Below are 14,737 nucleotides of genomic sequence, written 5' to 3'. Positions count from 1 at the left end.
TGTGTCGAAACATTGTTCAGTTTTCAAAGATCTACAACTTTTGTCAAAAGACAACTGTTTTATAATATCAATTTAATAAATCGATGTCAACCATCTTGATTAAAATAAATTATTAAAACATCCATCTCTTGCGAACATTTACTATATTACTAGCTTCCTTTCCTTTCGTCAATCACTTTTTTTAATTTTGATAATTTTTTCTTAAATGAAAAGAGGCTGAGCTAATATCTCAACCTCTTAAACAAAATATTAATTACTTGTTATCTTCTAAAGTGATCTTTTCCATTCCATGCATGTATGGACGCAAAACTTCTGGGATCGTTACACTACCATCTTCGTTTTGATAGTTTTCAAGAATTGCAGCAACCGTCCGGCCAACAGCTAATCCAGAACCATTCAATGTATGAACAAATTGTAATTTACCATTTTCATCACGATACTGAATGTGTGACCGCCGCGCTTGGAAATCTTCACAGTTTGAACAGCTTGAAATTTCACGATACTTGTTTTGAGCAGGCATCCAAACTTCAATATCATGAGTCATCGCTGCACTAAAGCTCATATCACCTGATGACAAAGTAACTACGTGATATGGTAATTCTAATTTATCCAAAATATTTGTTGCACACTTTGTCATCTTCTCCAATTCATCATATGAATCTTCTGGCTTCGTAAACTTAACCATTTCAACCTTATTGAATTGGTGCATCCGAATTAATCCCCGGGTATCCCGGCCGGCACTTCCGGCTTCTGAACGGAAGCAAGGAGTCAATGCTGTTAAGTATACTGGAAGCTTTTCAGTTGGAATAACTTCATCCCGGTAGTAGTTCGTCAATGGCACTTCGGCCGTTGGAATTAACGTCATATCTTCCCCATTCACTTGATAAACATCTTCCTTAAATTTCGGGAATTGACTTGTTCCATACATTGAAGAAGCATTCACAATGTATGGTGGAAGGACTTCAGTAAAACCTTCCTTAGCATGTTCATCAAGCATAAAATTGTAAACGGCCCGTTCCAACTTTGCCCCTGCGCCTAAATAGTAAACAAACCGTGCACCAGAGACCTTTGCGGCCCGTTCAAAATCTAAAATTCCAAGATTTTCACCGACATCCCAATGATTCTTTGGTTCAAAATCAAATTCAGTTGGTTTACCAACCTTATACAATTCAACACTTTCAGCTTCAGTCAAGCCTACTGGAACCGTTGGATTTGGCAAGTTTGGCAATCGTGATGCAATGTCTTGTTCTTCAGTTTCGACCCGATTTAAATCTTCATCCAAGGCTTTGATTCGAGTTCCAACTTCCCGCATCTTTTCGATTTGAGTCGTTGTGTCTTCTTTATTCCGTTTAGCCTTTGCAATTTCGGCTGAAACATCATTCCGTTGTTTCTTTAAGTTTTCAGCTTCGACTAATAAATCACGCCGTTCCTTATCCTTTTCCAATAAGGCATCAATTTTTTCAGGTTCAACTCCTCGAGTTCCCAAACGTTTTTTGTATTCATCAGGATTTTTCCGAATTTGACGAATGTCTAACATTTTAACTTCCTCCGATAATTTTTCTAAAATAATTAAAAAATAAGCCTTTCATCCACCTATGGGACGAAAGACTTATTCGCGGTACCACCCAACTTTGCTATTTTACACAAATGTATGCAAAATAACACACTCAACTTAATAACGGTCTCCCGTGCAGCATTACCTGCCCGTCGTTTAGAAAGCTGGAGTTTCGGTAACGGTTCGCATCACCCACCGCTTCTCTGTATACCTACTTATGGCGATCCATGACGTTTTAATTATTTTAAACTTATTTTAACCTTTTACCTATAATTAATCAAGTCTAGTGATCTTCAACCAAGGTATCATCTTCCTCATCAAAGTCCTGCTTGATCTCTGGTGTTGTTAAATCAACCTCTTCAAGCGGAATCATATGGGTATGATGCTTGATCTTATAGTAGAAGAATAAAATCAAAAACAACGGAACTGACATATATGTTACAAGCATTGCCTTCCAATCAAAGTGGGCAACCGCCTGTAAATCTTGGCCAACAATCACAAGAATACACATTACTAATGCAAGAATCGGTCCAATCGGGAACCACTTTGCTTTATAAACCAAATCATTAATATCGCGTCCCTGAGCAACGTATGCCCGCCGGAACCGGTAATGTGAAATTGCAATTCCGACCCATGCAATAAAACCGGTCAAACCACTAGCTGCAACTAACCATTGATAAATTTGATTTCCAAAAATACTTGTCAGGAATGTTAGTAAACCAACAAAAGTCGTTCCAAGTAACGCAGCCATTGGAACTCCGCGCTTATTAACCTTTCCGAAAATCTTCGGCGCCTCTCCATCTTGAGCCATTGAGTATAGCATCCGCGTTGATGCATACATTCCGGAGTTAGCAGATGATAACACGGATGTCAAAATAACCGCATTCATCACACTGGCAGCGGCTGCTAAACCAGCACGCTTAAAGACTAATGTAAACGGGCTGATTGCAACGTCTGATGCACTTGAACCAAGCAAGTACTTGCTTGTATATGGAATGATCGCTGCAATTACAAAAATTGCTAAGATATAGAACAACAAGATCCGCCAAAAGACTTGCTTAATTGCCTTAGGAACACTTTCTGCCGGATTTTCTGACTCCCCGGCCGTCACTCCAACTAATTCGGTTCCTTGGAATGAGAACCCAGCAACAACGAAAACACTCAAAACTGCCGGAATCCCGCCAACAAATGGAGCCTTCTTATACGTAAAATTATGCAAGTATGTTGCCTTACCGCCAAGGATTCCGAAAATCGTTAAAACCCCAACAGCAAGGAAAATGATAACCGTTACGATCTTGATCAGCGATAACCAATATTCCGTTTCACCAAATGATTTTACCGAGATTGCATTGATTAAGAATACCAATAACAATGCAAATAAACTAAAGACCCATCCTGGAACGTGCGGGAACCAGAACTTCAAGACCAGTGCACACGTTGAAACATCGACCGCAACCGTGATTGCCCAGTTAAACCAATAATTCCAGCCCATGGCAAATCCTAATGCTGGATCAACAAAGCGCCGGGAGTACGTTGCAAATGACCCTGAAACAGGAAGGTACGTTGCCATTTCACCTAATGAAGTCATTAGAAAATATACCATGATCCCGATTCCAATATAGGCAACGATTGCCCCACCAGGCCCTGCTTGGGAAATTGCCGATCCGCTTGCAACAAATAACCCAGTTCCAATACTTCCACCTAATGCGATCATCGATAAGTGTCGAGTCTTTAATGATCGCTTAACTTGATTTTCCTCTGCCATAACTTTAACCTCCTAATATATATCCGGTCAAAGAGCACAGATTCAATCACTACAAAGCAAAATAAAAACGCGCAGCTTGAGGCATGCGCGTTGAAGTTCTACTAAGACTAAAATTTTTAAATTTAAAATTAAAAAATATTATAAAATAATAGACTTTCGATAGCGCTCCGCAATGTTTTCACTGCGACAGTTCCTAGCCTCTTAAGCTAGACCCCAGCGGTTGACCTCTAAAGCAATCAATCACTTCGGCACCGATTCCTTTCACCCTCAATCACCATTGCTTTAGCAATTCATGAAGGCTACTGATAAGCAGTGCGACCTCTCTTCGATGTAATTATTATCGCTTTTAATTCTTATTAAATCAAGTCGAATTTACTCTTTTTTAAAATTTATTTTGCCGCTTTTTCCAATCTTCAACATTGAACGTATATGGATTGTTGTCTAAGCGCGGTCCCATCATGCAAATAAACCAAATAAACAATTGAGCAATCGGAATAAACCATAGAACGGCAAACCACGCTGGCATTTGAATATCATGCAATCGTCGAATAATCGCGGTCAGCATTCCTAAGCGAAAAACAATTGCTCCTCCGGTTGAGATCTTGATCAGTAATTTCATCGTCACCGGAATTTTAAAGATTGGCAAGAGCTCAGAAATCAGCATTACGACAACCATATAAATCAGGAAAAATCCTAAAAATCCCCACCAGAAGTCATTGATTCCTAAACGTTTGTTAACCTTAAACATGTCCCGGAAAAAAAGCTTTGTTGAGGTAATCAATCCCGGTTTCCCAGTTTCATTCTTTTCTTCTGGTTTAATGACCCGAACTTTGATTCCGGCATCCTGCATCTGTTTCATAAAATCATTCAGCGAATCTTGATCATCAAAGTTAGTATTCATTAATCCTTGGGCAAGCTTTTGCTCAGAAGTTAAATTTGAATTCGGCGTCGTCTTTTGATCAATCTCGTCGTGCTTAAGATCCTTATTTAAATTCAAAATTGCCTGGTCAGTCCCACAATACGGGCAGAAATTTGCATTCACATAAATATCTTTGCCACATTTTTTACATTTTTTTGTTTCATAATCTTGATCTGAAAACCGCTTTTGAACTGTACCGCAAAAGGCACACTGGCGTTCATTTTCTTCGAGCTTATGGCCGCACTTTTCACAATAATACGTCATCGTTGTGATCATCCTTTCTCTTTATTCTTAATGGTATCATTTTTGTAACAATTTATAAATTTTGCCAAAACCGGCGAAAGTTGTTGATCAGTCTTCCACACCAGCGCTAAATTTGTTCGCCATGCTTCATGCCGAACAGGAATTAACTTTACTTGCGAAGTAGCATACCGTTGAGCACAAGTTGCAGGAACCAAAGCAACCCCGATTCCCTTTTCAGCCCATCGAATTCCTGTCCGAGCATCATCGCATTCGAGAACAAAGGGTGGCTGCAACCCCCGGTGTTCAAAAGAATCTTTGATAATGATCTTAAACCGGCGATAAACGATTAGCGGTAAAGTACTCAATTTTTCAATCGAAATGCTTTTCCGTTTAGTCAAATCAACCGTCAGTAACCGTTCTGGAATAATCGCCATCATCGGCTCAGCCGGAAACATCCGCACTTGAAGGCCCTCACGGTTAAATGGGGTTCGCAAAACTGCAACATCAATCAGGTTCTTATTTAAAAGATCTAATAATTGATAGGTATTTCCTTCGCTCAATTCAAACTTAACCCCTGGAGATGCTTTGACTAACTCTGCTGCCTGATCATTAGGCAAAACGCCGCCGCTTGTTGACGTTGCACCGATCCGAAGCGTTCCTAAAAAACCTTGGTCGATATTCTTAACTTTATACTCCGTAATTTTAGTTAAATCAACGATTTGTTTCGCATATTCGGCTAGCGTACTTCCAGCTGGAGTCAACTGAACTCCATGGGCCGTTCGTTTAAGCAACTGAACCCCTAGCTCTTTTTCAAGCTGCTTTAGTTGGTAACTCAACGGCGGTTGCGCAATGTTAAGACGTTTGGCTGCAGCTGTAACCTGCTTTTCCTCAGCAACCGCAATAAAATACTCCAATTGTTTTAAATTCATGATTTAGCTCCCTCAATAATTACTCTCTATTATCATATACAATTTTTGCATATCTATCACAACAAATAAATATTTTTCTTTATGAAGGTTTAATGTTAGGATTTAAAAGGAAACCAAATGAGAGAAGGAATTTAATTATGCATACGGCATTTTTAATGTTGCTGATTGGTCTTTTTGCCGGGACCATGGGAGCAATTTTAGGAATTGGTGGTGGAATGATCATCACACCAATTATCACTTTAGGAATGGGACTTCCAATCAAGTATGCAATCGGGGCAAGTATCATTGCCGTAATTGCAACGAGTTCAGGTTCAACCATTGCGTTTTTAAAAGATGACGTGTTAAACTTACGGGTCGCAATGTTCCTCGAGCTTGCTACCAGTATTGGCGCCATTGTTGGGGCTCTTTTAACCGGAGTCTTTAATCCGGCGATTCTTTACTTTTTATTTGGATGCTTGCTTTTATTTGCAAGCTGGAACATGGTTCGTAAATTACGTTCTGGAAAAGAAGTTCTTCACCGGGCAACGCCAGACAAGCTGGCTGAAAAGCTAAAACTGAATAACTCATACTATGACAAGAACTTACACGAACAGGTTGATTATGAAGTTGAAAATGTTCCTGGCGGAATGACGATCATGTTTGGGGCCGGTCTTGCATCCGGTCTGCTCGGAATCGGTTCAGGAGCCTTTAAAGTGATGGCCCTTGATAATGTAATGAAGATGCCATTAAAACCATCAAGTGCAACAAGTAATTTAATGATGGGGGTTACGGCTGCTGCCAGTGCAACGATCTACTTCTTTAACGGCTCAATTCGGCCAGATATTGCAGTTCCATTATCACTTGGAATCATTGTCGGCGCCGCTCTTGGAAGCCGAATCATGCAACACATGCCTTCAAGATGGTTGCGAATCATCTTTGTTCCAGTTTTAGCATATTTAGGATTACAAATGGCATTCAAAGCGTTTGGAGTGACGATTTAAGATGAAAATGGATAAAAGAACCCAAGAAGAAATGAACCACATGGAAATCATCATCGGCAAGATCATGCGGGTCGGCGTTGCGACAGCCGCAGTTGTAATGTTGATTGGCTACATTTTAATGGTTGTTAAACACTCAACCGGATATCCTGGCAGAACATTTCCAACAACATTAACAGCGATTTGCCAAGGAATTATTCAGTTAAAACCATATGCGATCATGATGGGCGGAATTTTCTTATTGATCTTGACCCCTGCATTGCGGGTTGCAACTTCGATCTATACGTTCTTTAAGGAACATGATAAATTGTACACGATCGTAACTACCGCCGTTTTGGTGATCTTACTGATTAGTTTCTTCCTTGGCCATACTGACCATTAAAAACAATATTCATGATATAATGAAGTCAAATTAATTTTAGTTAATTATTTGACTTTGCAAATTCTCAAGGTCGTTAAATGACGACCTTATTTTTTATGAGGGAGGACCCTTATGAGTTTACATCGTTCACAGCACGAAGAATTTGAAAATCAAACTGATGAGCTCCGTCGCGAAGCAATGGCTTCCCGGCCACGAAAAAAATCACATAAAAAAACAATTTTCTTTTGGCTCCTATTAATTTTAGTAATTTCCTTAGGCGCTGGCGGCCACGTTTTACACGAACACTATCTCAATGCTCGAAAAGCAGCGGACTCTGTCTATGCTCCAAATAGCGTTAAGAAGCAACGCGACGTTGACCAGTTACTTAAAGAAGGCAAACCGATTTCAATTTTGCTTATGGGAACTGATACCGGCGCCCTTGGACGATCATTTAAAGGACGGACCGATACAATGATGGTCTGCGTTTTAAATCCGAAAGATAAAACCATGACTCTTGTTAGTCTGCCGCGCGACGCCCTGGTTGCAATCAACGGTTATGAACAATATTATCCAAGTAAATTAAACTCAGCATATGCTTACGGCGGTTCAGCAACCGCGGTCAAAACCGTCCAAAAGTATCTTAACGTTCCAATTGACTTTTACGCTACGATCAACATGGGCGGCTTGGAAGGATTGATCAGTGCTGTTGGCGGCGTTGACATTAAGCCGTTACTGTCGTTTTCATTTGCCGGATACAATTTTGTAAAAGACAAAAAGACTCACATGGATGGAAACGAGGCCTTGCAATACTGTCGGATGCGTGACCAGGATCCATTGGGCGATTACGGACGGCAAAGCCGCCAACGTCAAGTTATCATGGCTCTTGCATTTAAGGGTGTCCAGTTAAACAGCTTGTTAAATGATGACTTTTTGAATTCGTTATCGAAACAGTTACGAACCGACTTATCATTCAACAACATGATTTCCTTAAACATGAAGTACCGGGTAGCAACTCACCATATGAAATCAACTCACCTTCAAGGAACGACCCAGTTAATTGGGGAAGCTGATTTTGAAGTTGTCAGTCGGAAAAATAAACAAGAAATTACGGATGTTTTGCGGAAGGCGCTTGATTTACCGCGTGCTAAAACCGGCGATACTTTAAAAGGGACTGACCTTGAATCGCCAAATCAGCTTGAAGGAAACGGAACCGAAAATTCCAATTACTCAAATCCTTCAACCGGACAGACATACCAAACATACCAAACATATCAAGCACCTCAATATCAGGGGCAATACTAGAAAGAGGCTGTGACTTACATCACAGCCTCTTTTACGTTCTTAAATTGCCTTATTCTTTACTGATCCTTTGATTCGGTAATACATGCGGGTAATCATTTCAGCCAGGAAAAAACCCATTGCAATTGCCCCAGCAATCATCGCAATCTGTACAAGATAATGCAAGGCAACGCTGTTTCTTCCAAATGCAAAATTATAAATTGCTTTGTACGACTGACTTCCTGGAACCAGTGGCACCATTCCCGGAACGTTGAATAAAATCATCGGCATCTTTTTAGCGCGCGCCATAATGGCTGCTCCCAGGCCGACAACTAACGCACCGCTTAAATTAGCAAGCATCGTCCCTAAATGAGCGTGAAAAATCAAAATATATGTCATCCATCCTAAACTGCCAACTGCGCCGCATCCAAGTAACGCATTATGCGGAATGTTGATCAAAATCCCGAATCCCATCGTTGCAATATAGCTAAAAAGGAAATGGACCAGCAGGCCATATCCCGTAATTGGTAAAATGTTCATTCAATCCCCCTAACTAAACCGTAAGACCAATGCAATCCCCATTCCAAGGGCACACGCAGTGATCAAGCCTTCAATCATCCGCGATGCACCACTCAAAATATGTCCTGCAAGCAGATCGCGAACCGCGTTTGTTAACAACACTCCTGGGACCAACGGCATAATTCCGCCAGTAATAATCATTCCCATATTCATTCCCCAATAAACTTTAACAGCACTCACTCCACAAATTCCAACCACCACTGCAGCGATGAATTCACTGGCAAATTCCGTTCTAAAAAAACGATTTAAAACCATATAACTTGCGTAACCTAAAGCAGCAATCACCATTGTCAAAAACATATCTGACCAACAACCACCATAGACAACCTCTAAAGTCCCGCCAATTATGGCTGCGGCAATTATTTTTAAAACCGGGCGAAAATCAGGAGTTGATTCATCCAAAATTACTAAACGATCATACATTTGTTGCAAGGTTAATTTTTGAGCCTGAAATGCTCGGGAGGCATCATTTACCCGCGAAATTCGTTCCAAATCAATTCGACGCTTATTAATCGATTCAACTTGCGAATTTTCACTGTCTTGAATCGACATCATGATTCCCGTTGTTGTTTCAAAAATTCGCGGACTTTTGATTCCTGCATTCCGTGCGATTCGTTGCAAGGTATCATCGACCCGGGCCATATCAGCTCCGTTTTCAATCATAATTTTACCGGCCAATAAAACCGTATCGATAATTAAATTTGCATCTTTCATCTTTTCACCCCGTTACTTTCCATATAGTAAAACGATGAGGCCCTGACGATTGCCATGCCTCATTTAAAGTTTAATTTACTTTTATTTAACAAAAATATAATGGGCTGCTTTATAACCAATTCCCATTTTTTCGCCAGTCTCCTCTACTTCAATCTCAATTGGCCCTTCAAATGGTTTGTGGGCCAAAACCTTAATTCGTTCACCTAATTCTAATTTAACCCCTGCTAAGTACGCCAATAAATCATGATTATCAATAAAGCGATCAACTTCAACGGTTGAACCATCTGGAACATCTATCAAAACATCATGACTATCTTCTTCATAGTCGCCGTTTTTATCTGGGATAACGCCACCATGTGGGCAGCGCTGCGGATGGCCTAAAAATTCATCTAAATGATCCATTAAATTCCCGCTCGTTGCGTGTTCAAGCACCTCAGCATCTTCATGAACATCCTGTAATGAATAGTTCAATTTTGTAACCAAAAAGGTTTCCCACAAGCGATGCCGCCGAATCAACTCTTCGGCAATCTGCACCCCATTCGCAGTTAATGAAATGCCCCCATAAGGTTCGTGGTGAACTAATCCCTCTTTTACCAACTTGCGTACCATTTCTGTTACTGATCCGGCTGCAACATTCAAACTCATTGAAATCTGCTTGTTTGAGACTTTCTTTTTCCGACCGCCTAGTTCAAAGATAATTTTTAAATAGTCTTCTTTTTTAGGTGTCATTGATTTCACCTCATTTTTTTAATTCGCATTCATTATATCAAAACCGAGTTCAATTTAAAGCCCAAATTAAGCTTGTTTTTTTCGTAAATGAACTAATACTTCCTGAAAGTCATCCGGCAATGGGGCATTAAAGCTTTCAGATTGACCAGTAAACGGATTTACTAACTCTAAATGAGCAGCGTGCAGCATTTGGCGATGAATTAATTGCGTCGGTCCGCCATAAAGTTCATCTCCGATCAATGGATATCCAAGATGGGCAAAGTGCGCACGAATTTGATGAGTGCGCCCGGTATGTAACCGAACTTTGATTATTGTTGCATTTTCAAAGCGTTCTTGGACCCAATATTCAGTTTGCGAGTTCTTCCCGTCTGGAGCAACGATTCGGCGAGCACTTTCATAACTTTCTTTTTTTAAAGGAAGATCAATCATTCCATGATCATCAGGAAGACGACCGCTCACCACTGCAAGGTATTCCTTCTTCATTGTGTGATTAGTAATCTGGTCCTGAACCATACTTTGAATAAAATTGCTTTTGGCAAACAGAACAACCCCACTGGTATCAAAGTCCAATCGGGTCAAAATATGCGGAACATACGGTTGTGATTGTGTTTGTGCATAGCCCAATGCCCGGTTTGCCAAAGTCGTTGTTGAATTTGCTGGTCCTGGAACACTTGTTGTTTGAGCATCCTTATTAAGCGCTAAAAAATACTGGTCTTCTGTAATGATTTCAATTGGCAGCGTGCTTTGAGCAACATTCGGATCCGGTTGTTCCGCCTTCAAATCCAAGATCAAGGTTGCTTCGCCATCGATCTTCGTCTGTTCAGTGATCATCTTTTTCTGATAGAGGATCCGCCCTGCACCCTGACGAATCTTCTTTAGTGTTCTTCCACTAATTCCACTTTGCCGTAAAATTTTTCCAACATTTTCTTTTTTTGAATCAGTTTTGTGAATAAAATATTGCATTTCCTCTGTCCTTTGATTTGATTATTTTTATCATAATTCAAAAAATCATGAAAAAACAACTTTAATTAACAAAAATCCAGTGAGATAATGGTAAGATATTAGATGTAATTTTATTATTAATTGAGGTGAAACTTCTTGGACTTGAAAGAAAACAAAAACCGACCGATTCTAGCAACGGTCTATGCAATCATCTTTTTGATCCTCCTTTTATTGGTCAAATTGAACAGTCCAATTGTCCATGGAATCGATCATATTGTTCAGTCAATTGTTTTTTCATTCACTAATGAACATTTAACGATTTTTATAAGTATTCTCACTAATTTTGGTTCCCCAGTTGTATCACTGATCCTTGCGTGCTTAGTATTAGCATTTGTCTTCTTTAAACGCGAATACGCCGCTGCAATTTGGGGATTGGGAACCTTAATTATCGGAAACGGTTTAGCATGGGTCTTTAAACACATCGCTGCCCGTCCGCGTCCAGCGCTTGTACAACGGCTTGCTCCTGCACACGGCTACAGTTTTCCAAGCGGACATGTTTTTGGAACAACGTTATTCGTTCTTCTTTTACTTACATTGATCGTTCCGCGTATTAAAAACCATACAACTCAGACCTTAATTCGGATACTAGCAGTTATCTGGGTAATTTTCATTATGCTTTCACGGATCTACTTACGAGTCCACTATCCAACTGATACATTCGGCAGTTTGTTGTTAGCCGGAGCTGTTTGGGAATTCGCCGTAATGATTTGGATTAAGTTTTTCAAGAAAAAAATTGATGCCGCCAATTCTGAAGGCCGACACTTTCAATAATTAAGTAAACAAAAATGGTTGTGATGATTCACAACCATTTTATTTATAGAAGGTGTAACAAAACGTCTAAAACAAGCGTGGCGGAAATAGAAAAGCGAATGGAGTCACGCCATCGTATAGATTCGGAAGTTTGCGTCCTTCCACTCAGCTCGTTTGTTTTGAAACCCGATTATGCCAATAACATGGCAAAGAGACTGTGACTTATGTCACAGTCTCTTATTTATGTTCTGATTTTAATGGGCATGCTGGCGCAAGGAACTGATCGTTTTCATGTTTTAAATGTTTAGCTTTCGCATAGATCGAATCATAATACCGTTCTTTAATCCCGCGATATTTCAAAATCGAAGTCAATAGCGTATTTGATTTAGCGTAGTTTCCTTCTTCATTGCATTCAATCGCTTCATCATATAACCTCTCAAATGAAGCAAGTTGATTTTGCGCTTCTTCAATTTCAGTCGCATATGCACTGGAACGCCGAACCAAAACATTTAATCCATGATCTGCATCGGCAGCCTGATCAAAAATTTTTTTAGCCTGATCATAGTTTCGCTGATTCAACGCAGTTTTAGCTTTCATATACAAGTCAAGCTGTTTAATATTCCGCTCGGCTTGCGGATCATCCTGCTTCCGCTTAGCTGCATTTTGAAAGCTGATCTTGGCAGCCTGATACTCATACTTTTTTGTTTGGGTCATTCCTCGTTCCATTGCTTGTTCATATTCTTTTTGGACTTCAACGTTTTTCGTAAAGCCGAATCCGATAAAAACAACCGCAAGAAGAATAACTCCTAATCCAATCAGAACTTTTCTTCGCAATTCAGTTTCCCCACTTTAAATTAAAAGTTTTCGTGAAGCCATGTTTCCAATAATTCTGGCCAAACTTGCAATGTTGGAACGACTTGAACATCCTTGTTAGCCGTTTCCTTAGTTGCTAAACTGTGACCATGTTGACCGTGTGGAAAAACGTGGAACTCAAAGTTAACGCCGTTCTTTCGCAAAGCTTCAACCATCATTAAGCTGTTTTCCATCGGAACCGTTGTATCTTCAGTTGTTGTCCAAATAAATGCCATTGGAGTATCCTTTGAAACATGCTTTTGAAGAGATAACTTTTCACGTTCTTCTGGTGTTGCATCTTCACCTAACAAGTGATCAAATGAACCTTGGTGACCAAATTGTTGATCAGCTGTGACAACTGAGTAACCCATGATCAATCCATTGGGTTTAACATCTTCCGGATTGAATCCAAGTTCTTTAATTGTTTGTGAATTCCACATTGTAGCAAGCATCCCTGCTAAGTGACCACCAGCAGAAGTTCCCATTACAATAATTTTATTCGGATCAACATGCCATTGCATTGCGTTATCCCTAACCATTTTTACTGCTGTTGCCAATTGAGCTAATTGGGCTGGATGATGAACCGGTGTGCATGAATAATTCAAAACAAATGCTTGAACACCCATTCCTAAAAGTTTTACTGCAATTGGTTCTCCCTCACGTTCAGAAACCATTTTATAGCCCCCGCCAGGACAAATGATAACTGCTGGGCGAACTCGCTTTTCATCAATTTCGGATGAATTATCTAAAACGTATCCGGTTAACTCTGCATCTTCAAATGATGTTTTAACTTTTTCTTTTAAATATTGCATCGTGATTGGACCTTTCTATTTGAAATCTACTTTAATTATACAACAAAAGTCACTGAGCAATTGAATTTGACTTTCTCTCCAATCATCAGTGACCTCTTTAACTTCAATATGTAACTATCCTGGAATTACCATTGACAATAAGGCAACCGCTGCAAGTCCTAACACAACTGAAAGCCCCATTGACCGTGACTTATATGCAACAACCATTACAATAACTGCTGCAAGCAATTTGGCCAAGTGACCAAATCCGATAAACGTATAGTGCGATGTATTAATGAATATATCCTTCACGACTAATGCCGTAAACAGGGAAACTGGAACATATTTCATCCATTCATTAAACCATTCTGGAATTTTCCGTGTTGTAAAAAATTTCATTGGCAATAGTCGTGGCCCTAATGCAACCAACATTGATAAGATGATCAAAATCAAATGATCTGTACTCGACATATGCATAGCAAACTCTCCTACCTAAAATCACTGTTTATTTGGCTTAATGTTCTTCAGCAAGAATCCTTTCTCACGACCATGTTTGCGCAAATAATTTTCAATTGCAAATCCTGTAAACGAAGCAATGATAGTTGCAACAACTAATCCCATCGTACCTTTCAGCAAGCACATAAAAATGACTGCTAAGACACCTGAAAAAGCACTAATCAAAATCGTGAGTTTATTCCGAATCTGCATCACAATCATATACAAGAATAACGATGTCAACGCAAAATCAACGATTTCCAAGTTGATTTTCGGTAACATTCCACCAACTAAACTGCCGACTACATTCGCAACCGTCCATGATATAAGTGAATAGTGTTCAACCATCATTGCATCGTTCGGTGACCACTCTTTGTCAGTTGCAAACTTTAAATAGTTAACCGCATAATTTTCATCGTTCAATGAAATCGCAAAGAAGTAAATAAACTTCTTACTTGTTCCTCGAACATACTGTGACAAACTTGACCCTAATAATGCATACCGCAATTCAAGAAAGAATAACATGATTAAAATCGTATGCATTGGGGCATTCGCAGTTAACATTGACGCAATTAAAAACTGCGCCCCACCTGAAAAAATGAGCATTGATGCCAATCCGGTCAATATCGTGTTAAATCCAGCTGCATGTAATAATACTCCACATGCTAGACCGATTGGAATGTAACTTAGACAAAGTGGAAGTGCTACTTTGAGTACTTCCAACCAGCGTGGTTGTTCTTTAGTCACAATATACCTCCATTTATAAAAAAGTACCTATGTTATAAGTATAACATATTT

The 14,737-nt window shown here is 39.7% G+C and carries 16 protein-coding genes and 1 riboswitch; of the genes, 4 read left to right on the top strand and 12 right to left on the bottom strand.

All coding sequences use genetic code 11. The features are described from left to right. Window positions 1–253: 253 nt before the first annotated feature. From serS to FC64_RS00475, 4 genes are all read right to left on the bottom strand, one after another. Window positions 254–1,537 (bottom strand): serine--tRNA ligase, encoded by a 1,284-nt coding sequence (serS, locus tag FC64_RS00490; RefSeq protein ID WP_057906051.1) that lies wholly within the window; start codon window positions 1,535–1,537, stop codon window positions 254–256. A 301-nt stretch (window positions 1,538–1,838) separates the two neighbouring features. Continuing rightward, window positions 1,839–3,320, bottom strand: coding sequence for an amino acid permease (locus tag FC64_RS00485; RefSeq protein ID WP_057906050.1), 1,482 nt, complete (start codon window positions 3,318–3,320; stop codon window positions 1,839–1,841). 152 nt (window positions 3,321–3,472) lie between these two features. Then, window positions 3,473–3,653, bottom strand: a riboswitch (Lysine riboswitch). A 49-nt stretch (window positions 3,654–3,702) separates the two neighbouring features. After that, window positions 3,703–4,503: a zinc-ribbon domain-containing protein gene (locus FC64_RS00480; RefSeq protein WP_202987226.1), complete on the bottom strand. Its 801-nt coding sequence runs from the start codon at window positions 4,501–4,503 to the stop codon at window positions 3,703–3,705. 8 nt (window positions 4,504–4,511) lie between these two features. Beyond that, entirely contained in the window at window positions 4,512–5,411 is a 900-nt protein-coding gene (locus tag FC64_RS00475) for a LysR family transcriptional regulator (protein ID WP_057906048.1), read from the bottom strand. A 137-nt stretch (window positions 5,412–5,548) separates the two neighbouring features. Between FC64_RS00475 and FC64_RS00470 the strand changes: the two genes are divergently transcribed. From FC64_RS00470 to FC64_RS00460, 3 genes are all read left to right on the top strand, one after another. After that, the gene (locus FC64_RS00470) at window positions 5,549–6,391 is read left to right on the top strand and encodes a sulfite exporter TauE/SafE family protein (RefSeq protein ID WP_420805053.1); all 843 of its coding nucleotides are present in this window, start codon (window positions 5,549–5,551) and stop codon (window positions 6,389–6,391) included. Window positions 6,392–6,398: 7 nt separating this feature from the next. Continuing rightward, complete coding sequence (locus tag FC64_RS00465; RefSeq protein ID WP_057906056.1) at window positions 6,399–6,770, top strand: DUF1634 domain-containing protein; 372 nt, start codon at window positions 6,399–6,401, stop codon at window positions 6,768–6,770. Window positions 6,771–6,881: 111 nt separating this feature from the next. Next, on the top strand, window positions 6,882–8,051 hold the full coding sequence (locus tag FC64_RS00460; protein ID WP_081035582.1) for an LCP family glycopolymer transferase: 1,170 nt from the start codon (window positions 6,882–6,884) through the stop codon (window positions 8,049–8,051). Window positions 8,052–8,090: 39 nt separating this feature from the next. Here FC64_RS00460 and FC64_RS00455 read toward each other — a convergent pair whose 3' ends face one another. From FC64_RS00455 to FC64_RS00440, 4 genes are all read right to left on the bottom strand, one after another. Further along, window positions 8,091–8,567, bottom strand: a complete 477-nt coding sequence (locus FC64_RS00455) for a threonine/serine exporter family protein (RefSeq protein ID WP_057906047.1) — start codon at window positions 8,565–8,567, stop codon at window positions 8,091–8,093. Window positions 8,568–8,576: 9 nt separating this feature from the next. Continuing rightward, complete coding sequence (locus tag FC64_RS00450; RefSeq protein WP_057906046.1) at window positions 8,577–9,320, bottom strand: threonine/serine exporter family protein; 744 nt, start codon at window positions 9,318–9,320, stop codon at window positions 8,577–8,579. An 81-nt stretch (window positions 9,321–9,401) separates the two neighbouring features. Then, window positions 9,402–10,049: a metal-dependent transcriptional regulator gene (locus tag FC64_RS00445; protein WP_057906045.1), complete on the bottom strand. Its 648-nt coding sequence runs from the start codon at window positions 10,047–10,049 to the stop codon at window positions 9,402–9,404. A gap of 66 nt (window positions 10,050–10,115) precedes the next feature. Further along, window positions 10,116–11,012, bottom strand: coding sequence for an RluA family pseudouridine synthase (locus FC64_RS00440; RefSeq protein WP_057906044.1), 897 nt, complete (start codon window positions 11,010–11,012; stop codon window positions 10,116–10,118). A gap of 135 nt (window positions 11,013–11,147) precedes the next feature. Between FC64_RS00440 and FC64_RS00435 the strand changes: the two genes are divergently transcribed. After that, entirely contained in the window at window positions 11,148–11,822 is a 675-nt protein-coding gene (locus tag FC64_RS00435; protein ID WP_057906043.1) for a phosphatase PAP2 family protein, read from the top strand. Window positions 11,823–12,038: 216 nt separating this feature from the next. Here the strand turns inward: FC64_RS00435 and FC64_RS00430 are convergent, their stop codons facing one another. The 4 genes from FC64_RS00430 to FC64_RS00415 all read right to left on the bottom strand — a co-directional run bounded on the left by FC64_RS00430 (window position 12,039) and on the right by FC64_RS00415 (window position 14,686). Further along, complete coding sequence (locus tag FC64_RS00430) at window positions 12,039–12,635, bottom strand: hypothetical protein (protein ID WP_057906042.1); 597 nt, start codon at window positions 12,633–12,635, stop codon at window positions 12,039–12,041. A 20-nt stretch (window positions 12,636–12,655) separates the two neighbouring features. Further along, window positions 12,656–13,465, bottom strand: coding sequence for an alpha/beta hydrolase (locus FC64_RS00425; RefSeq protein WP_057906041.1), 810 nt, complete (start codon window positions 13,463–13,465; stop codon window positions 12,656–12,658). Window positions 13,466–13,579: 114 nt separating this feature from the next. After that, window positions 13,580–13,921 carry an AzlD domain-containing protein gene (locus FC64_RS00420; RefSeq protein WP_081035581.1) on the bottom strand — a complete coding sequence of 114 codons (342 nt, stop codon included), beginning with the start codon at window positions 13,919–13,921 and terminating at the stop codon, window positions 13,580–13,582. A gap of 21 nt (window positions 13,922–13,942) precedes the next feature. Next, window positions 13,943–14,686: an AzlC family ABC transporter permease gene (locus tag FC64_RS00415; RefSeq protein WP_057906040.1), complete on the bottom strand. Its 744-nt coding sequence runs from the start codon at window positions 14,684–14,686 to the stop codon at window positions 13,943–13,945. Between the last annotated feature and the right edge of the window lie 51 nt (window positions 14,687–14,737).

The organism is Ligilactobacillus araffinosus DSM 20653 (assembly GCF_001435375.1).
Taxonomy (GTDB): domain Bacteria; phylum Bacillota; class Bacilli; order Lactobacillales; family Lactobacillaceae; genus Ligilactobacillus; species Ligilactobacillus araffinosus.
Note: the sequence above shows the minus strand (reverse complement) of the source record. Positions and strands in the feature narration are given on the sequence as shown.